The sequence below is a fragment of the Clostridium senegalense JC122 genome (assembly GCF_000285575.1).
GTDB lineage: Bacteria > Bacillota > Clostridia > Clostridiales > Clostridiaceae > Clostridium_J > Clostridium_J senegalense.
On the sequence record NZ_HE611052.1, the window covers coordinates 57,880 to 84,118 of the forward strand.

General features: G+C 25.6%; 23 protein-coding genes and 1 other annotated feature. Of the genes, 2 read left to right on the forward strand and 21 right to left on the reverse strand.

The window, feature by feature from the left end; translation table 11 throughout:
* Positions 1 to 386 precede the first annotated feature (386 nt).
* On the forward strand, positions 387 to 1,076 hold the full coding sequence (locus CSGHG_RS11970; RefSeq protein ID WP_010295584.1) for a hypothetical protein: 690 nt from the start codon (positions 387 to 389) through the stop codon (positions 1,074 to 1,076).
* 32 nt (positions 1,077 to 1,108) lie between these two features.
* Here the strand turns inward: CSGHG_RS11970 and CSGHG_RS11975 are convergent, their stop codons facing one another.
* From CSGHG_RS11975 to CSGHG_RS12020, 11 genes are all read right to left on the reverse strand, one after another.
* A complete protein-coding gene (locus tag CSGHG_RS11975) occupies positions 1,109 to 1,858 on the reverse strand; it encodes a hypothetical protein (protein ID WP_010295586.1) in 750 nt (249 codons plus the stop codon).
* A gap of 323 nt (positions 1,859 to 2,181) precedes the next feature.
* Positions 2,182 to 3,153: a TIM barrel protein gene (locus CSGHG_RS11980; protein WP_010295588.1), complete on the reverse strand. Its 972-nt coding sequence runs from the start codon at positions 3,151 to 3,153 to the stop codon at positions 2,182 to 2,184.
* A 205-nt stretch (positions 3,154 to 3,358) separates the two neighbouring features.
* Positions 3,359 to 4,552: a pyridoxal phosphate-dependent aminotransferase gene (locus CSGHG_RS11985; protein ID WP_010295589.1), complete on the reverse strand. Its 1,194-nt coding sequence runs from the start codon at positions 4,550 to 4,552 to the stop codon at positions 3,359 to 3,361.
* A gap of 342 nt (positions 4,553 to 4,894) precedes the next feature.
* The gene (locus CSGHG_RS11990) at positions 4,895 to 6,187 is read right to left on the reverse strand and encodes an NCS2 family permease (protein ID WP_010295594.1); all 1,293 of its coding nucleotides are present in this window, start codon (positions 6,185 to 6,187) and stop codon (positions 4,895 to 4,897) included.
* A 225-nt stretch (positions 6,188 to 6,412) separates the two neighbouring features.
* On the reverse strand, positions 6,413 to 8,911 hold the full coding sequence (locus CSGHG_RS20665; RefSeq protein WP_235700150.1) for a DEAD/DEAH box helicase: 2,499 nt from the start codon (positions 8,909 to 8,911) through the stop codon (positions 6,413 to 6,415).
* Positions 8,905 to 9,273 (reverse strand): hypothetical protein, encoded by a 369-nt coding sequence (locus tag CSGHG_RS21995; RefSeq protein ID WP_010295599.1) that lies wholly within the window; start codon positions 9,271 to 9,273, stop codon positions 8,905 to 8,907. Before CSGHG_RS21995 ends, CSGHG_RS20665 begins: the two co-directional genes overlap by 7 nt.
* Before the next feature lie 731 nt (positions 9,274 to 10,004).
* Complete coding sequence (gene clpB / locus CSGHG_RS12000) at positions 10,005 to 12,608, reverse strand: ATP-dependent chaperone ClpB (RefSeq protein WP_010295601.1); 2,604 nt, start codon at positions 12,606 to 12,608, stop codon at positions 10,005 to 10,007.
* Between the two features lie 354 nt (positions 12,609 to 12,962).
* Positions 12,963 to 13,268: a rhodanese-like domain-containing protein gene (locus tag CSGHG_RS12005; protein WP_010295603.1), complete on the reverse strand. Its 306-nt coding sequence runs from the start codon at positions 13,266 to 13,268 to the stop codon at positions 12,963 to 12,965.
* 130 nt (positions 13,269 to 13,398) lie between these two features.
* Positions 13,399 to 14,283 (reverse strand): NAD(P)/FAD-dependent oxidoreductase, encoded by an 885-nt coding sequence (locus tag CSGHG_RS12010; RefSeq protein WP_010295606.1) that lies wholly within the window; start codon positions 14,281 to 14,283, stop codon positions 13,399 to 13,401.
* A 21-nt stretch (positions 14,284 to 14,304) separates the two neighbouring features.
* The gene (gene trxA, locus CSGHG_RS12015; RefSeq protein ID WP_010295608.1) at positions 14,305 to 14,622 is read right to left on the reverse strand and encodes a thioredoxin; all 318 of its coding nucleotides are present in this window, start codon (positions 14,620 to 14,622) and stop codon (positions 14,305 to 14,307) included.
* A 405-nt stretch (positions 14,623 to 15,027) separates the two neighbouring features.
* Entirely contained in the window at positions 15,028 to 16,365 is a 1,338-nt protein-coding gene (locus CSGHG_RS12020) for an MATE family efflux transporter (protein ID WP_010295610.1), read from the reverse strand.
* A gap of 181 nt (positions 16,366 to 16,546) precedes the next feature.
* On the opposite strand from CSGHG_RS12020, the gene CSGHG_RS23710 reads away from it, so the two are divergent.
* On the forward strand, positions 16,547 to 16,702 hold the full coding sequence (locus CSGHG_RS23710) for a hypothetical protein (RefSeq protein ID WP_010295613.1): 156 nt from the start codon (positions 16,547 to 16,549) through the stop codon (positions 16,700 to 16,702).
* A gap of 57 nt (positions 16,703 to 16,759) precedes the next feature.
* On the opposite strand, the gene CSGHG_RS24270 is transcribed toward CSGHG_RS23710, so the two are convergent.
* The 10 genes from CSGHG_RS24270 to yyaC all read right to left on the reverse strand — a co-directional run bounded on the left by CSGHG_RS24270 (position 16,760) and on the right by yyaC (position 25,736).
* Positions 16,760 to 17,878, reverse strand: a complete 1,119-nt coding sequence (locus CSGHG_RS24270) for a MutS-related protein (protein WP_235700145.1) — start codon at positions 17,876 to 17,878, stop codon at positions 16,760 to 16,762.
* Between the two features lie 44 nt (positions 17,879 to 17,922).
* A complete protein-coding gene (locus CSGHG_RS24275) occupies positions 17,923 to 18,549 on the reverse strand; it encodes a hypothetical protein (RefSeq protein WP_235700146.1) in 627 nt (208 codons plus the stop codon).
* 273 nt (positions 18,550 to 18,822) lie between these two features.
* Positions 18,823 to 18,972, reverse strand: coding sequence for a hypothetical protein (locus CSGHG_RS23260; protein ID WP_155844760.1), 150 nt, complete (start codon positions 18,970 to 18,972; stop codon positions 18,823 to 18,825).
* A gap of 50 nt (positions 18,973 to 19,022) precedes the next feature.
* Positions 19,023 to 19,250, reverse strand: a complete 228-nt coding sequence (locus tag CSGHG_RS12040; protein ID WP_010295615.1) for a DUF1292 domain-containing protein — start codon at positions 19,248 to 19,250, stop codon at positions 19,023 to 19,025.
* Between the two features lie 155 nt (positions 19,251 to 19,405).
* Positions 19,406 to 20,308 carry a DHHA1 domain-containing protein gene (locus CSGHG_RS20675; protein ID WP_052314803.1) on the reverse strand — a complete coding sequence of 301 codons (903 nt, stop codon included), beginning with the start codon at positions 20,306 to 20,308 and terminating at the stop codon, positions 19,406 to 19,408.
* A gap of 23 nt (positions 20,309 to 20,331) precedes the next feature.
* Positions 20,332 to 20,583, reverse strand: a complete 252-nt coding sequence (locus tag CSGHG_RS22000) for an alanine--tRNA ligase-related protein (RefSeq protein WP_052314804.1) — start codon at positions 20,581 to 20,583, stop codon at positions 20,332 to 20,334.
* 229 nt (positions 20,584 to 20,812) lie between these two features.
* The gene (locus CSGHG_RS12050; protein WP_010295618.1) at positions 20,813 to 22,171 is read right to left on the reverse strand and encodes a replication-associated recombination protein A; all 1,359 of its coding nucleotides are present in this window, start codon (positions 22,169 to 22,171) and stop codon (positions 20,813 to 20,815) included.
* Between the two features lie 106 nt (positions 22,172 to 22,277).
* Positions 22,278 to 23,207 (reverse strand): GIY-YIG nuclease family protein, encoded by a 930-nt coding sequence (locus CSGHG_RS20680; protein WP_081496313.1) that lies wholly within the window; start codon positions 23,205 to 23,207, stop codon positions 22,278 to 22,280.
* 157 nt (positions 23,208 to 23,364) lie between these two features.
* Positions 23,365 to 24,618 carry a dicarboxylate/amino acid:cation symporter gene (locus tag CSGHG_RS12060; protein ID WP_010295622.1) on the reverse strand — a complete coding sequence of 418 codons (1,254 nt, stop codon included), beginning with the start codon at positions 24,616 to 24,618 and terminating at the stop codon, positions 23,365 to 23,367.
* A 263-nt stretch (positions 24,619 to 24,881) separates the two neighbouring features.
* Positions 24,882 to 25,122, reverse strand: a binding site (T-box leader).
* A gap of 95 nt (positions 25,123 to 25,217) precedes the next feature.
* Positions 25,218 to 25,736, reverse strand: coding sequence for a spore protease YyaC (gene yyaC, locus CSGHG_RS20685; protein ID WP_052314806.1), 519 nt, complete (start codon positions 25,734 to 25,736; stop codon positions 25,218 to 25,220).
* Positions 25,737 to 26,239: the final 503 nt, after the last annotated feature.

Sequence of the window (26,239 nt, forward strand, 5' to 3'; positions counted from 1 at the left end):
AAAAATATTTGTTCTTATCTAAAGTTTTGACAGTATATGAATATTTAATCATTTCATTATATGTGTTTATAAATAACTCTATTTTAAACTATTAATAAAATATTTTCAGAATTAATTTAAATTTAATTTTTTAATCTATTAAGATTTATGCTTTTGCTACCTATAAAAACAACTGTTTTTATAGCACTAAGGTGTTACAATTAAATTTTAATATTGTTTCATTTGCTTTATTCCTACCAACAATCGTTTCTTAATTTTATATTTTTCAACATTTTTAATGTAGTATTAAAAATTTCAAAAATAATTCTTTACTTTTTTATGTTTTATATGTTAATATTTACATGTTGTTACATTTTACAACATTATTCTTAAGGGGGATTTATTTAATGAAAAAATTGAAAAGTTTAATTTTAACTAGTGTTGCAATTGCATTACTTACTTTTACTGGTTGTTCTTCTAATGGAGAAACTACAAAAAATGAGGATGCTATTAAAACTGTAGCACCTATGGAAGCTAACTTTGATGTACAAGAATATGATGGAAGTAAGTTCACTGCATCAATACCAGCTAATTGGAAGGTAGATGAAACTATAGTTGCTCCTCTTGTTATGTTTTTTAATGTTGATGAGGCATCTGATGCATTTACTCCTAACTGTAACATTGACATCTTAGATGTTCCTAAAGCTTCTCTTGATAATACTGATATGGATGAATACATCAAAACTATAAAAGAAGGATTTGAATCTCAACCAAAATCTGGTTTTACTGTAACTAATTCAGAAGTTATAGACCTTCCGACTGGAAAAGGTGCTTTATTAGAATTAGATTGTAATATTTCAGCAGAATCATTTGAAGCTTTAGAATCTAGCGACATTGTAGATAAAAGCTTATTAGAAGAACTTAAAACTAATGGCACTTTAGACCAATTAAATGAAGCACTTAGTACTAAACAAATTCAAATTCATATACCACAAGATGATAAAATGGCTATAATGACATATTCTTTCAATACAGATAGTACTGCAAATAATAAAGAGTTAAGTACATACATAGCTCATCATATAAAAATAAGATAATATATAAAAACAAAAGAGTCTATTGCCTTTATTCAATAGACTCTTTTTATCATGTATTTATATTTTTTCTTCTTAACTAAATATATTATTATCATGAATATAACTCCAACCCCTATAAACAATGAAACATACACATTAGGAGTCTCTTTTATAAGTAACTCTATGTTTTCCTTCTCTATGCCATTTTCACTACTATTTGCATTTATAAATGTTACATCTCGTGAAGAATCATATACTAATCTTCCATTACAATATAATTTATTTTTATCTGTTTTAAATTCTGTTTGATTTCCATTGCTATTTACGAAGATCTTTAAAGCAATAGCATCTTGTTTTAAGCTATAATCTCCTTTTATTGAAAGTACATTTAAATTTTTATAATTATCTGAATCAACATGATATAAACCATTTACAATTTCAAAGTTTTCATTTTGTTTTTTATTAACAGATGCTAAAACATAATCTCCATTTCTTATTTTACCCTCTTCTAATTTATTTTCGCAAAATAAATTATAAACTTTTACATTCTCGATTTTTACTTCTCCTCTTAATGGTATTTGTTGTACTTTTGCTGAACTCATATCTTTAGAACTACTTATTTGATTCTTTACCTTAACAGTTATAGTATCATCTTCCATTTTAGTTACTTGTCCAATAATAATTCCTTGCTGATTATTATGCATTAAATTATATATTTCATCAGAAGCAAAAACTTTTGAATTATAAAAAAATACTACAATAATACTACAAAGAATTAAATTAATTTTTTTATCATAATACACCTCACACTCACCGTAATTCTTATAAATTTTAAATTTAAATTTAAAATTGCGCTTATTATTACCCAGGAAATTCCATATCATATGTTAGAAAATTTTTCTTTGATTCTTTCTTATTAATAAATAATTCAATTATAAATCATTTTTTCCTTTTATTACATAATTTAATTTTATATAATAAATAAACTATATAACTAGTCATAATCCTAGGTATATAGTTTTATAAATTTAACTTATTAATTTATGTATAGAGTTTTTCTAAATAACTAACTGAATAACGGTTTAAAGTTATTGAATAAATTCAAATGGGACATTGTTTCCCTATATTATTCTAAAACTTTATTTTGAATTTTTATATAATTATCTAATTCATCTAAAGATCTAGTTATAAACTCATATGTTATATATTTTAAATTTAATTTATCTATTACATCTTTTATATCCTTACAATTAAAAGGTTTATGTTGATCTATTTTTATTATATGATTATGTATTTCTTTAAACATTTCATCTATAGTAAACTCCACATCATTATTAGAAACCTTTTTTATTTTTTCCTTTATATAACTACCACTTTCTGAATAATTAAGGTGCATTCCTTTTATAAAATCTCTTGATTTTTTAAGATTATTTAATACTTCCTTTATGTAACTTATAGACTGATCCATATTCTCTATATCTTTATTAGTATTTAATAAGTGACCAGTATCTAACAATATTCCTTTTTTATTATATTTTATACTTTCAATAAAATTATAAGTTAATTCATCATCTAAAAGTGTAAGGCCTGGCCACCATAAATTTTCAAACAAAATTTCTATATTAGTATTTAACCCTTTAAAAATTTCATTTACAAGTTCAGCAGTAGCATCTAAAACCTCTTTATCATTATATTTAAATTTATAATTATAACTTGATTTTAGCTCTACATGTGATACATGAAACACAACATATTTAGCTCCTATTTCATCTGCTATCTCTATTTCTTTTTTATATTTTTCAACTAATATATCTTTATTTAGTCCACCATAGTACATCTTAATTGTATCTTCATCTTTAAATTGCTCTTTTAAGCTATCCATATTCCCTTTCCAAAAATCAATCCATATAGGATAATAAGATAAATGTACTCCATTTATTAATTTTTTAGATATAACGTTATCATCCCACTTATTAACGCCCAAAAGTTCAATTCCTTCTAGCTTATTATTTTCTAAGAATTTTTCTATTTTTTTAAAGTCCCCATCATATCTTGCTAAATCGTATTTATAAGTGGACATACTCATTGATTTTATCATTTTTACCCCCAAAATTAATTCTATTTAATATTTGTTACTTCACAAAATTTTTTACACTAATAATTTTAAACTATATTTATGGAAATGTGTATTAATATTTATATTTTCTATTTACCATTTTAATACTTTATATTAAAAATATTCACTTTAAACATATAAAAAAAGCCTTCCTATAAGTTCAAATTAGGAAAGCTTTTTTCGTATATTACTTATTTAATTTTAAATATTCATTTAATCCTTCTTTTAATATTCTTGCTGCATCTTCTAATGTTTCTTTTTCTAATACATAAGCTAGTCTTATTTCGTCTTTTCCAAGCCCTTCTGTTCCATAGAAACCTTCTGCTGGACAAGGCATTACTGTTTTCCCATCTATTTCAAAGTCCTTTAATAACCACTTTACAAAATCATCGGCGCTTTCAACTGGTAGTTTAGCCATTATATAAAATGCTCCTGTTGGTTTTTTACATACTACTCCAGGAACTTTTATAAGTTCGTTATATAAAACATCTCTTCTCTCTCTATATTCTTCATTAACTTCTTTTAAGTAAGAAGATGGAGTTTTATAAAGCTCAACCGCTCCTATTTGCTCTAATGTTGGAACTGATAACCTTGCTTGACATAATTTTAAAAGTTCTGTCATAACAGTTTTATTCTTAGATGCTATAGAACCTATTCTTGCCCCACATGCACTATATCTTTTAGAAACACTATCAACTATTATAACTCTATCTTCTGCTGCTTCTATATTTCCAAAGCTAGTATACTCTCCTTCATATACAAACTCTCTATAAACCTCATCTGCTATTACCCATAAATCTTTTTCTTTTGCTATTTCAGCTATCATTTGAATTTCTTCTTTAGTGTAAACAACTCCTGTTGGATTTCCAGGGTTTGATAAAAGTATAGCAGAAGTATTTTCATCTATTTTAGCTAATATTTCTTCTTTTTTAGGTAGGTGAAAACCATTTTCTGCATAAGTTGTAACTGGTCTTATAGTAACACCAACTGCATTTGCAAAACTGCTATAATTTGAATAAAATGGCTCTGGAACTATTATATTGTCACCTTCATCACATATTGTTAACATAGCAAATAGCAATGCTTCACTACCACCGTTTACTATTAATATTTCATCTTTATTAAATTTGATATTATATCCTTCATAATACTTTTGTATAACTTCTATTAACTCTGGTAATCCCTCTGATAATGCATATTCTAAAACTTCTTCTTTATGGTTTTTTATAGCATCTACAAATCCTTGTGGAGTTTTAATATCAGGTTGTCCTATATTTAAATGATATACCTTTTTACCATTTTTCTTAGCTTCTGCTGAATAAGTTAAAAGTTCCATTATTGTGGATGCTTCAACATTTCCTATTCTTTTTGATATTTTCATTTGTTATTCCTCCTATATTCCTATACGATTTCAAATTAATATATTTTTTTATATTTTTATATAGTTTTATATTTTATACCTTGTTTAAAATTTGAGACAATTTAAAATTCAATATGTTTAATATTTTAAACAAAATTTTAATGTATGTAAAGGTATAATTTTATTTAATTTTATCATATTTGTTTTAATATGTCATTTAAAATACAAATGCTACGAATTGAGTTTATTTTTAAAATCTTTGGATATTTCTTTTTAATTAATTATATTAATTAAAATAAAAATAACCAGTTAAAAGATAAGGGCTTAATTTATCTTTTACTGGCTATTTTTATATTATATGTATTATATCAAAAACTTTAACAGAAATATTATTCCTATTATAACTGTTGTTATACTTATGTCTTTATGTTTTCCCGAACACAATTTTAATAATATGTATGATATTACACCAAAAACTATACCATCTGATATTGAGTATGAAAATGGCATCATTATAATTGTCAAAAATGCCGGTATAGCTTCAGTATAGTCGTCTAAATCTATCTCTTTTATAGGTTCTATCATAAATAATCCTACTAATACTAGTGCAGAAGCTGTTACAGCTGGTGTTATTACAGCGAATATTGGGGAGAAAAACAATGCTAGGAAAAACATTACTGCTGTAGAAACTGCTGTTAATCCTGTTCTTCCACCTTCAGCAACCCCTGATGCACTTTCAACAAAGGTACTAACTGTACTAGTTCCTAAACAAGCACCTAATGTTGTTCCTACTGCATCTGCAAAAAGTGCTTTTTTAATATTAGGAACTTTTCCATTCTCATCTAACATTTTAGCTTTTGTAGCTACTCCAACTAAAGTTCCTATTGTATCAAACATATCCATAAATAACAATGTAAATAATACAATAACCATGTCTAAAGAAACTATGTTATGCCATTCAAAAGCAAACATTGAAGAGGAAATTGATGGTGGCATACTTACAATATTAGATGGCATATGAGTAATTCCCATAGGTATACCAATTACTGCTGTAAGAAGCATTCCTATAAATAATGCCCCTTTTATATTTCTAGTTAATAATATCGATGTTAGTATTACACCTATTATTGCTAAAAGCCCTTGACCTGAAATAATATTTCCAAGTGCAACTATTGTTCCACCACCATCTGGATGAACTACTATCCCAGCTCCTTCAAGTCCTATTAATGCTATTAATAGACCTATACCTACTGATATTCCTTTTTTAATATTTTCTGGTATTGAATCCACAATTGCTTCACGGACATTAAATAACGTCAAAAATATAAATATTAATCCTTCTAAAAATACTGCCGTTAATGCAAATTGATAAGAATATCCCATGCCTTTAACTATAGTAAAAGCAAAGAATGCATTTAATCCCATTCCTGGTGCTTGTGCAAAAGGCAATTTTGCATAAAGCCCCATTATAAGTGTTGCTATTACTGCTGACAATGCAGTTGCTGTAAATACTGCTCCAGAATCCATACCTGCTACTGACAGAATAGATGGGTTAACTATTAAAATATACGCCATTGTCATAAATGTAGTCATTCCCGCTATTATCTCTGTCTTAACATTAGTATTGTTCTCTTTAAGCTTAAAATACTTTTCCATATCTATCACTCACTTTACCTTTTTTTGAACACGCTTATTATAATAGCATAATTCTTTTTAAGTTAAAAGAGTTTTTGCGAATATTTTTTATTTTTTATCGAAATAATCTGTTTTTATACGTTCTTTCTTTTAATTTTTTTAATAAATTTCTGCATTTTTCTTTATTAATAAAAACTACAGTGATTTTTTAAACTCTCAACTGTAGTTTTTTGTATTTATAAAGTATTATGAAAATAATTGTTCTATTTCCCTTTGTGACAAACTTGAAATAAAACTACCTTCAGAATTTTTATCTTTTAAAACGTTATCTATAATGTTTCGTTTTAAACTATGAAGTTTTATTATTCGTTCTTCAATTGTTCCTTTAGTTATTAATTTATATACTTTAACCGTTTTATCTTGCCCTATTCTATGAGCCCTATCCGTTGCCTGGCTCTCCACAGCTGGATTCCACCATGGATCAAAATGTATTACCACGTCTGCAGAAGTTAGATTTAATCCATATCCCCCAGCTTTTAAAGATATTAAAAATACATTTTGTTCTTCTTTATTAAACTTTTCAACAAGAGAAAGTCTATCTTTAACTTTTGTTTTTCCTGTTAAAATCAATGTATCTACACCCTCACTGTCAAGTTCATTTTTAATATTTTCTAACATGGTTACAAATTGAGAAAATATTAAAATTTTACTTCCATTGCTTATTGACTCCCTTACAATATTTTTTAATATCTCCATCTTCCCATTGGGACCATTGTATTCATCTAAAACTACTGCTGGGTCACAACATACTTGTCTTAGCCTTGTAAGCAATGAAAATATGTGTATTTGACTTTTATTTATTCCCTTATCTTCAATTTGATTTTGAACTAAATTTCTAGCATTTTTTAGACACACATCATAAGCTCTTTTCTGTTTACTAGGCATATCTATTATAATTTGTTGTTCAATTTTTTCAGGAAGCTCTAAAAGTACATCTTTTTTCATTCTTCTTAATATAAATGGTCTTATAATTTCATTTAAGGTATCTAATGCAGACTTATCTCCAAACTTCTCTATTGGATATTGAAATCCTCTATAAAATTTTGACTTTGATAACAAATACCCTGGCATTATATAATCAAAAATAGACCAAAGTTCTAAAAGAGAATTTTCTATAGGTGTACCTGTTAACGCAAATTTAGCCTTTGCATCTATTAATTTAACAGCTTTTGCATTTAATGTATTTGAATTTTTAATCTGTTGTCCTTCATCAATAAAAGAATATTGAAATTCTATATTATTATAATAATCAATATCTTTTGCTAAGGTACTATAAGATGTCACTACTACATCATATTCATTTATTTTCTTAAACAATTCCCTTCTTTCCTTAGCTAATCCATAAATAACACAAATTTTTAAATTAGGCGCAAATTTTAATATTTCATTTTCCCAATTATAAATCAACGATGTAGGAGCTACTACTATAGATGGACATTTTTTATTAATATCTATAGAATTTTCTACATAATCAAGTATTAGACATATTGCTTGAAGAGTTTTTCCAAGTCCCATTTCATCAGCAAGTATTCCACCTAAATTTCTTAAAGCCAAAGTTTTAAGCCATTTGAATCCTACAATTTGATAATTACGAATAACCCCTTGTAAACTTTTAGGCAGTTTAAAATCATCTTCTACACTTTCTATTTTATATATAAATTCCTTTAATTTTTCCTTTTTCTCTATATAAAGTTTGTTATTAGCCTCATTTTCTGCTATATCATTAGCTGTTTTTCTCCATTTTTGAGTATGAGAATTTCCACTTCCACCTTTTACAAAGACAGAAGCAATTCTTGACACCAAAAATGTTCCATTTTTAGATTTACTACTTGAAAAATTTCTTGATCCTACTCCCTCATAAATTTTAAACAATTTTTTATTATTTAAATATATATAAGAACCATTTTTCATTGTTATTATTCTTTCTTCATTTTCTATAGCATTAAAAATGTTATTAATATCTTCAAAAGTTACTTCTTCAATACCTAAACTAAATTCTATATATTCATTATAAACATCCATAATGGGCTCATAGTCATTTTCTTTATATACCTTTTTACATTTAAAATCATCACTTTTATGAATTGTTCCCAATTCTTTTAACTTTTCTTCTCCATGCAATATAAAATCTACTATATCTTTTGTGTTATCTAAAACAAATCCTATTTTTCTCATATCAAAATTACACTTTTTCAATACATCATTTACTTTTTTCTCTTTATCCAAGTCTCTTGAGGATACTTTTTTAGACTGAATAAATTTATCTTCACTACAAATATCAATTACAATATCTCCATAAGTAAATATAGGATTCACTGTAATTTCATTTGCATTACTGTCTATATAAAAATCTACTTTTAACGGCTGACTTTCTTTATTTAAATTAGGTTTTTCTATATAAAAATAATTACTAACCTCTTTTAATTTAAAAGATATCAATCCTATTGTTTTTTCTAAATTTTTATTTTTAAAAGTTAATGTAGAAGATTTTAATGTATTAAAATTTTTATAAAAAGTGCTATATCTAAAAGATTGCATTGTTTCTGGTTTATAAATATCATCACTTAACAAAAAATATTCAAAATTATTTGTACTGTAATCAGGAATGTCACTAATTTGGGTTAACTTTACTTTATCCTCATCAACAAATAATTTAAACTTTAAATCTAAGTTCCTATTTAGTATTTTTTATTTAAATACTTCTTACCATTTACAATTAAATCAAATTTACAATTTTCAAAGAATTTTAAGACCTCAACTTCTTCATCATTATTTAAAATAATACTGTCATTTTCTAAAGAATTCTCTTTTAATAAAACCTTATAGAAATTATTATACTGCTCATAAAAATTTTTATAAGATATTTTAAAACTATTATTAATGTTTATTATTTTATCATCTTTTATATTTTTAAGTATTTCTTTTAACTTATAACTTTCCCCTATTTCATTTTTTCTTACAACATTAAACCTTAATAAGGTATTTTTAACTTCCTTATTAAGGTTTAATTCTAATTTCATATCTAAATTAATAAAATCATCAATCATTTTCATCACCAATCATTAAACGTAATTTATATAACTTTTTAAATTCACTTACAATTTTTCATAAATCACTTTTTTATTTATCCTAAGTTATTATAGATTTTTAAGTTTATTTTTAATTTATTCTTATTTAAATTTAAATATTGATAAAAATTAGTCATAATAATAACACTTTTTTAAATTTATAAACAATGCAATTGCCATTTTATTCCCATACTCATATAAAATTATAATACATAATAAAACCTAAAACTGTTCAATCAGAACTTTTAGGTTTCCTTTTAATATAATACTATATTATTATATATTAACTTTTATCACTAATTTTATAAACTTAATTTAACCTCTTCATAAAAACATATTAACCTTTAAAATTTACTTAATAAAATAGTATTTATTTTTATATATGAGGTTTTTAAATACTATTTTAACGCATTTTTTTATTTTTTTCAATAGTTGCTTATTTTAAATCATATATATGATTCTTTCCAATACATTTTTTAAATTCAAATTATATATTAAAAATTTTAAAAAGTTATATTTGATATACTATTCTATTCTAATTTTTAATATACAAGTTCTATGACTGCTATAAAAAACAAGCTTTTATTTCTTTAAAATAGCCAAAAAGTGATATAAACTTTAAATTTCCTAAATTCAACACTATAATTCTTAGTTATTGAATAAATTTAATTTCAAGTTTATATCACTATAAAATAGCTTTTTCTATTTAATTAATTTTTAACTGTTATTTCTAAAGTTTCATCTTTACCATCAACAAGAACTATACAGCCATCATAAATTTCCCCTGAAATTATCATTCTAGCTATTTTAGTCTCTAACACATTTCCAATATATCTTTTTAATGGTCTCGCACCATAAACTGGATCGTAACCTTCTTTTGCTAATATATCCTTTGCATAATCAGTTACTTGTAATGTTATATTTCTATCACTTAGTCTTATTCTTACATCCTTTAAGAAGATATCTATTATTTTTTTGATACCTTCCCCACTTAAAGGTTTAAACATTATAATATCATCTAATCTATTTAAGAATTCTGGCTTAAACCTTAACTTCATCTCATTCATTACAGCATTTCTTGCATCTTCACTTATTCCACTTTCATCTTGATTTTCTAACAAATAGCTACTTCCTAAATTAGACGTCATAATGATAATGGTATTTTTAAAATCTACAGTTTTACCTTTATTATCTGTAAGTCTTCCATCATCTAGTATTTGTAAAAATATATTAAATACGTCTTCATGAGCTTTTTCAATTTCATCAAATAATATTACTGAATATGGATTTCTTCTAACAGCTTCTGTTAATTGTCCTCCTTCTTCATAACCTACATATCCTGGAGGTGGTCCTATAAGTCTTGAAACTGAGTATTTCTCCATATATTCGGACATATCTATTCTTACAATATTTTCTTCACTATCAAACAAGTTTCTTGCAAGAGTTTTAGCAAGTTCTGTCTTACCAACACCAGTAGGTCCCAAGAATATAAATGAACCAATAGGTCTATTAGGATCTTTAAGACCTGCTCTAGCCCTAAGTACTGCGTTAGATACTGCATTTGTTGCCTCTTCTTGGCCTACTACTCTTTTTTGCAGTTCTTCTTCTAATCTTAAAAGTTTTTGTCTTTCACCTTCAACTAATCTTGTAACTGGAATACCAGTCCATTTCGAAACAATCTCAGATATTTCACTTTCTGTTACTTCTTCCTTTAAAAGAGCACCTTCATAATTTTTTTTCATTTCTTCTTCTTTGTCTTTTACTTGTCTTTCAAGTTCTGGAATTGTTCCATATTTAAGCTGTGCAACAGTGTTTAAATCATATTCTCTTTCAGCTTTTTCCAAATCTCCACGAACATTATCAAGTTGAGATTTTAAATTTCTTATCTCTAAAATATGGCCTTTTTCCTTTTCATATTTTGCTGTCATTTCATCATTTTTTTCTTTTAATTCAGCAAGTTCTTTTTCTAAATTTTTAAGTCTTTTTTGTGAAGCCTCATCATTTTCTTTAGTTAATGCTTCTCTTTCTGTCTCAAGCATTAATTTTTTTCTTCTTATAATATCAAGTTCTGTTGGAAGAGAGTCTATTTCACTTCTTATCATAGCACCAGCTTCATCTATTAAATCAATAGCTTTATCTGGAAGATATCTATCTTGAATATATCTATCTGAAAGTTTTGCTGCAGCTACTATAGCTGAATCATGTATCCTTATTCCATGATGTATTTCAAACCTTTCTTTTAGTCCTCTTAAAATAGAAACTGTATCTTCTACTGTTGGCTCTTCTATTATAACTGTTTGGAATCTTCTTTCTAACGCTTTATCTTTTTCTATATATTGTCTGTATTCATCAAAAGTTGTAGCCCCAATACAATGAAGTTCTCCTCTTGCAAGCAATGGTTTAATTAAATTACCTGCATCCATTGCTCCATCTGTTTTTCCAGCACCTACAATTGTATGAATTTCATCTATAAATAGTATTATTCTTCCTTCTGAACTTTGAACTTCTTTTAATACTGCTTTTAATCTTTCTTCAAATTCGCCTCTATATTTAGCCCCTGCAATTAATGCACCCATGTCTAATGAGAAAATAATTCTATCTTTTAATCCTTCTGGAACATCTCCTCTTACTATTCTTTCTGCCAAACCTTCAACAATAGCAGTTTTACCAACACCAGGTTCTCCTATCAATACAGGATTATTTTTTGTTCTTCTTGAAAGTATTCTTATTGTTCTTCTAATTTCTTCATCACGTCCAATTACGGGATCTAGTTTGTGTTTTTTAGCAAGTTCAATAAGATTTGTTCCGTACTTTTTAAGTGCATCATATGTTCCTTCTGGATCTTGCGTATCAACTCTTTGATTACCTCTTACATCTGATAAAACTTTTAAAAATTCATTTTTATTTATATTAAATCTGTCTAATATTTTTCCAACTGCACCTTTTTTGTCAACTTCCATAATAGCAATCATCACATGTTCCACACTAATGTATGAATCTTTAAATTCTGTTGCAATTTCATCTGCCTTAACTAAAACTTCATTTATTCTTCTTGTAGCTACTACACCTGAATTTTGAGCTCCTTCACCTAGTACTTTAGGCATTCTATCTAGTTCAGTATGCAAATCATTTCTAAGTACACTTATGTTAACTGACATTTTTTCAAAAATATTAGGAATTAATCCATCTTCTTGATTTACAAGTGCTGAAAATAAATGTATTACATCTACTTGTTGATGATTATATTTTACCGCCTCACTATATGCATCATTTAAACTTTGTTGTACTCTTACAGTCATTTTATCCACATTCATATATTCTTATGTTGTAATAAATTTTAATAAAACTTATTACAACATTTCACCTCCTTTAATAAAAATCTTTTCATTTCTAATTATTTAATAAAATACTTTAAAGTTATTTTATATTGATACTATTCTATATTAGTTTTTCAATACATGTAAAAGTTATACATATAATAAATTTTTACACAACTAAATTTTTGATTATATTTATCTTTCACTATATTTATAATAATATAAAAGTCAAAGAAAGTCAAAGTCTATTTTTCCTTTATTTTTACGTAAAATAAAGCACAATAAGACATCTATTTAAAATATCTTATTGTACTTTTCATATTTAACTTATAAATTGATAAATTGATTTTTTTATCTTACTAAATAATTTTGTAACGGGCTAATTCCACCAGTTAAATTATATATATATCTAAATCCATTTCTACTTAAAAATGAACTTGCTGTAAAACTTCTTGAACCAGAACTACAGTAAATAACAATGTTTTCATTTTTATATGGTTCTAATAAATCAATTTTTTCATTTAGCTCATCTATTGGTATAGATATTGCATTAGGTATATGACCATACTCAAATTCAGAATAAGATCTTACATCTAAAAATATAGCATCTCTATTGTTCAAAAAATTTATTGCTTCATATTTACTTATATTTTTCATAAACTCACCCCTTAGCAAGCTTTTAAATTATCTTTATAATATATTATACTAAGTTATCTATAATTGCTCTATTCAAATAAAAAAAACTACTTTAAAATAAGATTAATATCTATTTTAAAGTAGTTTTTCACTATTTATTTTTATTACTAATCGCCTTTTCATATAAATAACTTACAGCATTTAATGAAGCAATTTGACCTTCTCCAGCTGATTTTATATAACCGTAAGGTTTTCCAATACAATCACCAGCTGCAAAAGCTCCTTTTATATTTGTTTCCAGATTTCTATTTACTTCTATATGACCATCTACAGATTTAAGTCCTGGCATTAACACATCTGGTGCTACACTATCTCTTAATATAAACAATCCTGATACTGTTAATTCTTTATCTTCAAATATTATCTTTTCAAAAGAATTTTCACCTTCAATAGATTTAATTTTACTGTGAATAACTTCTACATTATCACCTAAACTAAATTGGCCTTTAAACATTGGAACAAAGTATACTTTAGATGCCACTCCTTTTAAATAATCAACTTCTTCTAAAGAAGCTTGATTATAACCAACAACAGCTACTTCTTTTCCTTTATATAATGGACCATCACAGGTTGCACAATAACTTACACCTTTTCCTATAAGTTTTTCTTCCCCTTGTAGTAATTTTCCATAATTTACTCCTGTTGCTAATATAACTGCATCTACTTTGTAAGATTTATCATTACAAACTACAGCAAAGAAACTTCCCATTGAATACACATTTGTTACTTTTTCATATGTTATTTCTATTCCCATATTATCTATATGCTTCTTAAAATTATTAGTAAGTTCTTTTCCACTTATACCTGGGAAGCCAAGGTAATTATCTATTTCTGGAGCTAGTTCTAACTTATTACTAAGATTCTCTTGACCAAAAATTACAAAGCTTTTATTTCTTATTTTTAAATTTAATGCAGCACTAATTCCTGCAGGACCGCTTCCTATAATAGCTACATCATACTGTTTCATCTGTTCCATTTTAAATCATGCCTTTCTTTATTACATATGTTTGTTTAAAAATTCAACTAACATTTCTTTAGGTGCAAAACCACTAAATTTATCTACTAAGTCACCATCTTTAAATAATAACATAGTTGGAACTGCTGATATTTTATACGCAGATGCCTTTTCAACATTTGCATCTACATCTACTTTGCCTATAGTTAAACTTTCATTCATCTCTCCTGCTAACTCTTCTAAAACAGGTCCAAGCATTTTACATGGTCCACACCATGGTGCCCAGAAATCTACTAAAACTAACCCTTTTGAATTTAAAACCTCTTCATTAAAACTACTATCTGTTATATGTTTTATCATTTTTACCACTCCTTTAAATAAACTTAATATTAGATTATGCAAATACATAATTGATATACTTATATTTTTTAAATTTTAATAAAATTTAAAGACTTTAATAATTTTTATTAACAAAGATTTCTTATCCTTTAAATATATTTTATCATAAAACATTCATATATTCAAATATTAAAATATATTTTAAAAATATTTTTTAGTATCTTATATGAAAAAGAAATTAATTGCAAATTATAACTTTTTAATTTATGTGAAACTATAGGGAAACAAGCTCCAATTTAAATTTATTTAATACCTGTCTCACTATTTTAGGTATCCAAGTTTTGGAATGGATAACTTTAAGAGTTAACTTGGAAAACTATACAATAAAGCAAATTAATATTTTATATATTAAAAAATATGTATATTTTATGAGTTTTTAATTACGGATTTTTTTTGCCACCTTCCTCTTTTATAATACCAAAAAGTTACAAACCAACCTACAATCCATCCTACTGGTATTCCTATCCATATACCATTTACACCTAAATATTTAGAAAACACATAAGATGATGGAATTCTTACAGCCCATAATGAAATCATGGAACTTATCAAAGAAAACATTGAATCCCCTGCGCCCCTTATAGCACTTGTAAGCATAAAAGATGTAGATATTGCTATAAAAAAAGGTCCAACAGTCATTAAGTATCTCGCTCCAATTGTTACAACTTCCTTATCTGTATTAAAAAGCCCTATAAGTTCTTTGTTAAACATTAAAAATATTATTAAAACAACTATTGATAATAAGGCTGCCATAAATAAAGATGATTTTACGCCCTTTTTTATTCTATCTAACTTCCCTGCTCCCATATTTTGAGCAACAAAAGTAGATACTGCTGCACCTAAATTCATTATTGGTATAGATATAAAAGTTTCAACCTTAGTTCCTGCCCCAAAGGCCGCCATAGCAGATGTTCCATAACCATTTACTAATGATTGAAGCGCTATATTTCCAAAAGAAAATAACATCTGCTGAATAGCACTAGGGATTCCAAGTTTTAATCCTCTCTTAAATATATCATTATCATACTTTAATCCTTTAAATCTTATTTTTAACACTTCATGTTTTTTATTAAGATAAACTATACTAAATATAAAAGAAATTCCTTGGGCTATTATAGTTGCCAATGCAACACCATTTACACCCATATTAAAATTTAATATAAAAACTATATCTAAAACTATATTTAAAATTGTAGATATTATAAGAAATATTAGTGGATTAGTAGAATCACCAAGTCCTCTTAATATAGCACTTACAGAATTATATCCTGCTGAAAAAATAGTCCCTGCAAAAATAATAATAAGATATTCTTTTGACTGATTCATTATGACATCTGGAGTATTCATAATTTTCAATATAGGTTCACTAAAAATTATACCTATTACAGTAATAATAATCGATGTTATAAATATAAAAATATATGTTGTATCAATTGTGCATTTTATTTTCCTCATATTTTTAGAACCATAGTATTGAGATACTAAAATTGAAAACCCAAGAGTAACTCCCATAAGTAATGATGTTAATAAAAACATAATTGGATTTGCCCCTGAAACAGCAGCCATTGCATCTTTACCAATAAAACGACCAACAATTATACTATCTGCTGTATTATATAATTGTTGAAATAAACTTCCTATGAGCATTGGTAATGCGAAAGTGAAAATCTGTTTTCCTTCATGTCCTTCTGTTAAATCCTTCATATTGCCCCCTTAAATTATAGTTAATATACAGTTATATTTCTATAACTATATTGATTATTGTATCAAAATTTTATTTTATATTCTATATTTTTAAAATAAAATTTTTCTTATCAAGACACAGAATATTCTTTTATTTTATTCACATACTAATTATGAATTTAATAATGAAAGGGTGACAGTTATGAAGACTACAAATAGAAAAGAATATACTAAAGAAAATTATTTAAAAAATGGTAATAAAACTCAAAATCAATTTGCCAAAAATAGTTTTAACACTACAATAGAAGAGCCTGGAACTAATGAAAGTGGGATTATAGCTAAGAAAAAAGGGTTTTAAAACAATAAAAATAATCGTCTACATTTTGTTGGCGATTATTTTTTATAATATATAACTTTACTCTTCTAATATATTTATTCCTATCATCTTCATTAAATATTTCGCATTTGTAGAAGTGGACCTTCCACTTTTTAATTTGTAATCAAAAAGAATTTTATTTTCATTATAATGTTCTGCAAAATGAAAGTTTTTTATCCTATTTTTAGTTTCAAGAGCACAAAGCTCTAAATCATGAGTAGTTATTAATCCAATTGCTCCTAACTTATTTAAATTTGCTAATACATTTTTAGCTCCTGTAATTCTATCTACAGAGTTAGTCCCTCTAAAAATTTCATCTATTAAAAATATCATTTTGCTATTTTTATTAGAATAATCAATTATTTGTTTTATCCTTACAAGTTCTGCATAAAATGTAGATACTCCATTTTTCAAATCATCACTAATTCTCATAGATGTATATATTTGAACTTTAGATGCTACCATATTTTTCGCACACACTGGTGCTCCATTATAAGCAAGAACAAGATTAATTCCTATTGTTCTTAGAAAAGTTGTCTTTCCTGACATATTAGATCCGGTTATTACAAATATCTCATCATCCATATTTAAGTCATTACATACCCTGATAGAAGAATTTATAAGTGGGTGTCCCAAGTTTATAGCTTTTATCTTTAAAGATTTATCATTTATTTCACACATTGTAATATTATCATTTATATGCATAAGCACAGAAAAACTTATTAAACTTTCTAATTCACCTATTAAACTCAACCACATTTCTATATTATCCCCATATTTTTCATTCCAACTTTCAAGATGAAATATACATTGATAATCCCAAAGAAATATTCCATTTAGGGGTAACATAAAAAAAGTATTAAACCTAAGATTTATCTTATTCATTATTTTATTTAAATCTTTCATTCCCTTTAAAGACTGATTTCCAGTTTCAAAAAGTTTTTCTTTTAATTCTTTAAGTAATTCACTTTTAAATTCCTCATTTTCTATAAGTTTTAACAAATTATAGTATCCATCAAATCCACTTTTAAATTTAGATATTTCATAAAAACTTTCATTTATTTTGTTTAATCCCATTACCCAAATTAAAAGTTGAATCGCTATTATAAGAAATGCTAGTTTAAAACCTAAAGTGCCTTTAAACAATATTAATGCCAAGGATATTGGTACTGTTATAATTGGAAGTATATATAATATTCTTTTTATAAACCCTTTATTAATAATTTTCTTTTTTCATTACCATATTCAAATAAAAATGTTGGATTTTGCAGTTTTTCTCTATCTCTATATGCAGAGTTTTCTATGCTTTGGCAAAATGCTAACTTGGAAGATAACTCTTTTATTGCATCTTGTCTTTTCTTTATAATTTCTATATTAAAATCTGGATTTAATAATGATTTAGATAACTTTTCTCTACCTATAAAAGTATTGGTGGTATTTATAAGTTGAAACAATGATTTATTCCCAACAATATCTAAATCAAAAGAATATGGATGATTTCTATCTATAAATTCTTCACCGCAATCTTTGAAATTCACCCATTTTCCATTAGTCCTATCAATATAATTTTTGTTTATACCTATCATACCTTTAGCATATTGTAATTTATCACTAATATTTTTATGATATACCACAAGTATTATGAAAGCTACATAACTTATAGCTAAACATATTCCATATATTAGGTTAAACCCTAGTTTCCATACAGCATAAGTAAAAAAAGCAGCTAATATAAACACTATAAGTCTTAATATACCTAAAATATTATAAGTTTTAGTAAGACTCTTAGATTCTTTTTTATAATGACTTAATCTTTCTTCAAAAACCATTTAACTTCTCCTTTATGTATACTTTTAATTTAGTTTCCTTTTAATAATATAATTAAAACTAGAAATTTAACTTATATTACTATTTTAAATTCAATTATAAGTTAAATTTTTAAATTCCATATTTATATAATAAAGTAAAACTAGAAATTTATTTATATATTAACATATTATACCTCATAATTTAAATTTTTATTATATTTTTAATAAAACAGATATGCAAAAAGACTATTTCAAAATATAAATTTTATTTTGAAATAGTCTTTTAAATTAATGTTAACGTCTATTATTTATTTGATAATTTTGTGTTCCAGGGTTTTCTTGATGATTTGGAAAAGTGTTTTTATCTGGAAGGTGTCCAGAGTTTTCAAATTTTTCTTTATAATACTTTTCATTTTTATCTTTTATTTCTTTTGAAGTTTTCATAGGATTCACCTTCTTCCTAATTATTTTTAACAGGAATAGTATTTTTATTTCTAAGCAGTTTTATTATAAGCTTTAAGTACTTTATTAAATTCATCACCTTTACTTATTGAAGTATATTGTATTTCATTATTTAATCGTGTAATTCTGTATGCATATGCTTCATTAGCATTTTTAGGTCCTGCAATTATATACTCCTTATCATCTACTTTCAGCTTATCTATAAGCTCCATTTCAACTTCATTACCATGAGAATCGTTGATTTTAAAAATTTCTGCCATGTTAAATACCTCCTTAATTAAGTTTTATAAAATATTTTTTCATTACATATTTAAGATGTGCAAATTCAATAAAATATATAACAAGTTTTAATTGCACTTATAGGAAATATAGGGATGAAACTAATATAAACTTTTATTAAAAGAAAAAATACCAGCTATAATGCTGGTATTTTTTCTAAAAGGAAATTATAAAATTCTAAAGCTTTTTCATTGCTTTCAAATACACCTTGTGCCCTTTTTTTATTTCCTCCACCTTTTCCATCAAAGGATTTTATATCTTCTTTAAATATTTTGCCACATTCTATAGCAAAATCTCCATTATAAGTTAAAACTACTTGTTTATCTACTTCAGATAATGCTAAAATGATACACTCTTTATTTCTATTTAATTCTTTTATATATAATTCTATATCTTGTAATGTTTCATCTTTAAAAATTTTGTTTATTAATTTTTTCTCACCTAAATTTCTTAATATCTCCTTAGTTTCTAAAAATACTATTTTTTCTTTTAAGTCTTTAACTTCCTTATTTAAAGATTTTATAGTATTTTGATTTTCTCTTGTTGTTGGAATTACTTGGTCTAATTTACATCCTAAAATCTGATAAACTGTAGAAAGAATTTCATGTTTTTTATTATAATCTTTGTTAACTCTTTCTCCACATTTAAAATACACCCTAGTTTTTCCTTTATAATTTTCCCATTTTAATATTTTTATAGTTTCAACTTGACAAGTATTTTCTACATGTGTTCCACAACATCCACTAAAATCAAAATTCCCAATTTGAACAACTCTAATATTTTTCTCAACATTAACCTTTTTCCTTAATGTAATTTCTTGAGTTTTTAAATCATCTACCACATATGTTTTTACTGGTAAATCCATTGATATAATACTATCTGCTATATCTTCTACTTTAGAAACCATATCTTTAGTTAAATTTTTAATATCAATATCTATACTTACATATTCTTCACCTAAATGAAAACTATCGTTATTAGCACCATAAAGATATTTAAACACTCCTGATAATATATGCTCACCAGTATGCTGTTGCATATAGTCAAATCTTCTATTAAAATCTATAATTCCTTTAACCTTTTTTTATTAATTTTTTCTTCCATAACGTGGTAAATTAAATTATCTTTTTCATATACGTATATAACATTTAATCCATCTATTGTTCCTATATCACAAGGCTGTCCTCCGCCTTCTGGATAAAAAGCTGTTCTCTGTAAAACAACATGATATTTTCCATCAATTTCTTCTATTTTTTCTACTTTAGAATCAAATTCTTTTAAATATAAATTATCATAATATAATTTTATAGTCATAAATAAACCTCTCTGCAATATTAATTGTTTTAAACATTTTAATAATTATCAATGAAATTTTCAACAGTTTTTAAAAATATTTCTCCAAAAAAATGTTAATTTTTCATTAATATATTAATTTATATAATATATTTAGTGTAATTAAATATAAACTTTTTAATACATATATATTTTTTGCATAATAATTCTTTACATTACGAACTATTATATACTATTTTTACAAATTAATCTAATATCTTAATTTTTCCAATCTTAACTTAATTTTACCTTCATATCCTAAATCACTAGGATTATAATATTTTTTACTTTTTATTTTATATGGTAAATACTGTTGCTTTACATAATGATTTTTATAATCATGTGGATATAAATATTTTTCTTTATCACTGTACAGCCTTTCAGCTCCGCTGTAACCCTTTTCTCTTAAATGATTAGGCACTTCCCCTATATCTTCCTTTTCCATATCTTTAAGTGCTAAATTTATAGCATTATAAGAAGCATTGCTTTTAGGTGCAGATGCTACATATGTTACTGCTTGTGCTAAAAGTATTCTAGCTTCAGGCATACCAATTTCCTTTACTCCATCTAAACAAGCTTTTGCAACAAGCAGAGCATATGGATCTGCATTTCCTACGTCTTCACTAGCAGCTATTAAGATTCTCCTTGCTATAAACTCTATGTCTTCTCCTGCATAAAGCATTCTTGCCAAATAGTGTATAGCTGCATCTGGATCCGATCCGCGCATACTTTTTATAAAAGCAGAAATTACATCATAATGATTATCACTATTTTTATCATAATTTATATGTTTTTTTTGTATACATTCTTCTATAGTTTTTAAATCTATATCAATTATTCCATTACTGTCTTTATTTGTAGTAAGTACTGCAAGTTCAAGAGCATTTAATGCTCTTCTACCATCTCCATTTGAACATTCTACTAAAAAATTAAGAGCATCATCTTGAAGATTTATATTTATATTTCCAAATCCTTTTTCTTTATTATTAAGTGCTCTTTTTATCATCTTTTCTATATGCTTTTTATTTAAAGGCTCTAATTTAAATATCATAGCTCTTGAAAGTAATGCCTTATTAACTTCAAAAAAAGGGTTTTCTGTTGTAGCACCAACTAAAATTATTCTTCCTTTTTCTACATGAGGAAGAAGAGCATCCTGTTGATTTTTATTAAACCTATGTATCTCATCTATAAATACTATAGTTTTTTTCCCTTCCATATTTAAGCTGTTTTCAGCCTCATCTACAGTTTCTCTTAGTTCTTTTAAATTGCTTGTAACTGCATTTAATGATTTAAATTTACTTTTTGTAGTTTTAGCTATTATTCTTGCCAAACTAGTCTTTCCTATACCTGGCGGGCCATATAGTATTAGTGAAGAAAGTCTGTCTGCATTTATAGCTCTATATAAAAGTTTATCTTTAGCTAATATATGTTCTTGCCCTATATAATCTTCTAAAGTCTCTGGCTTTAATCTTTCAGCTAACGGTGAATTGTATTTAATTTCTATATTACTTTCACTTTGTGAATTATCACGGTCAAATAAACTAATGTTTTCAAAATTCATCTTACTCATTCTAATCCTTTCTGTAATTCTATAAATCCATTTAAAAATAAACTTATATCTGATTGGTCTGTTATTTCTAAAAAATTAACTTTATTATTATTTAAATAACGATTGATTATAAGCGTAATATCAATGCTACTTTTTTATTATCATAAGAATTTTTCTCAAAAGTATTAAAAATGCTTCTTATTGTTCTCTCTAACATTGTTATATTCACATCTTTTTTATTATACTTTTCACAGTAAAATATCTTATTATATATACAAAACACTTTAAATGTATTTTTATCTAAATTTTCTACCATAAGTATGTTTTTATTCTTTATTTTGACAGAGTTTAATAGTAATTCTCTGATAAAATTTAAACTTTTGATATCCTCTCTAAATTTAATTGCATTTTCAAAATCTAAAGTCAAAGAGGCCTTTTTCATTTCACTTTGAAATACATCTAAAAGTTTAGTATTTAATAAACTTAAATATTCTATCGCTATATTCAAGTTATTATAATATTTTTCTTTTATGTTAGGATTTGTACAAACACCTAAACAGTTTTTTAAATTATAATTTAGACAGCTAGATTTTAGTATTCTATTACAAGTTCTTAATTTTAATGTTTTACTTATACTAAAACATACTTTTTCTACCACACTTAAACTTGTAAAAGGGCCAAAATAAAGATTATATTCACTTGTAGGCTCATAACTAACCAAAATCCTTGGATATTCTTCCTCTAAGGTAATCTCAATATATGGATACCTCTTAGTATTCTTTAATAGTCTATTATAAGTTGGTTTATACCTATCTATAAGCTCTTTTTCTAAAAGTAATGCTTCAACTTCAGTATCTAAATATATATATTCAAAATCTGCTATATTTTTAATAAGCTTTTCCACTTTACTTGTACGATTTTTAATATTACCAAAATAACTCGATACTCTATTCCTTAAATTTTTAGATTTCCCTACATATATAACTATATCAAATTTATCTTTCATAAGATAAACTCCAGGGTATTCTTTTAAACTCTTAGCCTTCGTTTTAAGCATTTTTGAAATCCTTTCATCTTATCTTTAGTACTATTATACACAAGGAAACTATAAAGTAAAAATATATCATTAATAAAAGAAGCTTTCTTATAGCTAAAAAATAGAGGTACTTTTTCAGTACCTCTACCTTTGGCTATGTTAAATTTAAACAACTTTGCTATTCTTCTGAAACTAATAACGCTACTACAGATGATCCAGTTACATTTGTCATTGTTCTTATCATATCTATGATAGCATCAACACCTATAACCATAGCTAACCCTTCTATTGGTAAACCTAAAGAAGCAAGAACTACTGTTGTTGACATAGTTGCCGCCCCCGGAACTCCTGCAATACCTATAGAACTTATAACTGTTGTTACTACTAACAATCCATAATGAGTTATCGTTAAATCTATTCCAAATACATTTGCTACAAATATAGCAACAATTGCTGGATATATTCCACCACAACCATTCATACCTATAGTAGAACCAAGAGGTGCCACAAAACTTGCAACTTCTTCTGGAATGCCTGCTCTTTCAACTAGACTTTTAATAGTAACAGGTAATGCTCCATAACTACTTTGTGTAGTAAAAGCTACTATTTGTGCTGGAGAAATTGCTTTGAAAAAGTGTATAGGACTCTTCTTTTTTATAGCTAATATCAAGCCACTATAAACTACCCCTATTTGTATTATGCATGCTACATACACGGCTATAATCATTGTTCCTAATGGCAGTAATGTTGAAATACCATTTTCCGCTGACAATTTTGCCATTAATGCAAATACTCCATATGGTGTGAAATTTAATATAATTCTAGTTACTCTTACTAAGATTACATTTAAAGCTGAAATAAAGTCTTTAAATGGTTTTATTTTTTCTGGATATATATTTCCCTCAATAACCATGGCTATTGCTATAAAAAGTGAAAATATGATAACAGGTATTATTTTACCTTCTGCCATTGATTGTATAGGATTAGTTGGAAGCATGTCCATTAAAACACTACTAAAATTAGGTATTTCTCTTGCTTTAAACCCTTCTGCTGCTATATAATTCATGCCACTGCCCACATTAAAAACTTTACCTATAAAAATCCCTACTACAGTAGCAATAGCTGTTGTTAACAATAAGAAAAATATTGTTTTTATGCCTAAAGACTTTAACTTTTCTCCATCTTTCAAATTAGTTATACTTCCAATTAAAGAAACTATAACTAGAGGTATTACAAGCATTTTAATAAAAGATATGTATATAGTACCTACATACTGAACATAAGATATTTTCTCTTTAAATATAATTCCTGCAACTACACCTAAACCTAACCCTACTAAAATTCTCAAAGAAAAGTTTACTTCCTTAAATTTTAACCAATATAAAAAAATCATAACTACTGCTAAGATAAATGTTGATATAAACAAATTCATATTTCTTCCTCCATCTTCTATTTTTAATTAATTGTAAAACTTATAATGAAACAAGATTCCAAATTAGAGTTTTATGTAGATATACAAATTCCAGTAAACTTATTCCAGAATTTTTTATCTATAAATCTGTTTTTATCAATGTTTTCCTTGGCCAAGTAATATTGATATTAGTGCTATTAGTACAAATAATGAAATGTTATGCATTTTTAATATGTTTAACTTTTAAAATCTTGAAAATAAAAAAATCTCCTACCTCTGATATTCTCAGAGGCAGAAGATACAATTCCGCGATTCCACTCTAATTAAGCACATAGTATGCTCATCTCATTTTAGGTACATGTATACCCTATCTCTATAACGGGAGAACCCGTAAAAGCCTACTACAAATTTCGGCATTTCCACTCCTAGGGGCACTTGGGCTAACTTTTTTATAAACTCTCTCAGCAAATGAGTTTTTCTCTGTAGTAAATACATTAACTTACTTTCCCTACTCAACGTGTTATATTTAATCTTGTTGAAATTTATTATACTTACAAAAAATATATGTGTCAATATATTTTTTTATTTTTTATTACCCAAATTTAAAATAAAATAAAAAATCAATATAGTTTACTTTCATCTAACGCTGCTATAATAGCTTTTGATATTGTTTTAGCCATAGTATAAACCTGGTTCAATCTTAAATTATTTAAAAGGTCATAAACCATTTCTTCTTCTGTGCCAACTATACCAGTTATAGATAAATCTCCCACTTCTGGAAGTTTCTTTTTAAACCCTAACCCTGGAAATATAGAATCTTTCTTAACCATTATTTTGTTTATTTCATCTAAATTACCAACTGAAGCATCAATAGCTATTACATATGGATTTTTATGATTTTTTTCTATTATTTTTAAAGTATTTTTCAAGTTTTTTGCATCAACAGGATTTTTAAGTGTTCCGTAAATTACACACGGACAGTTCATCTCAACTAAAAATTCACCGGTCAACGGACCCAAGCAATCCCCTATTATTTTATCTGTTCCTATAGCTAAAATTATTATTTCTCTGTCATTTATATCTTCAATGCAATTTAATATATCAAGCTTTATACTATCATAAAAAACTACTTCTTTCATTATTCCTCCTTCATTTTTAAAAAATTCTAGATTATTATAACTTATATAAATGGCATTTATTTTAAACAAAAATTTTAATCTCTATTAATTTTTAAAAAACATATTAATAGTATAATTTATATTATACTATTAATATGTTACGATAAATATATAAAATATAAATTTTACCAATTATTAATTTTATTTAATGTCTGTCACTATATATTAATTAAATTAATAACTACATGATGCCTGTCACTATTTTATAATAACTAGTAATTTAATCCTTAATAATATTTAATGACTGTCACTATTTATATAGTTTAAATACTTTAGTTTTTAGTATTTAGTTGATTAATTTATATAATTTAGCCCTTTTTAACTAATTTTTTATAGCTTGTACAACTTATAAACTAGTCTAATAACATTTTTTTAATTTTTTCAAAAAACACTAAATTATTGTTGCTTCTTTTTCTATAAACTTTTTAAATATATTTTTATATTTACTATTATGTCTGATAAGA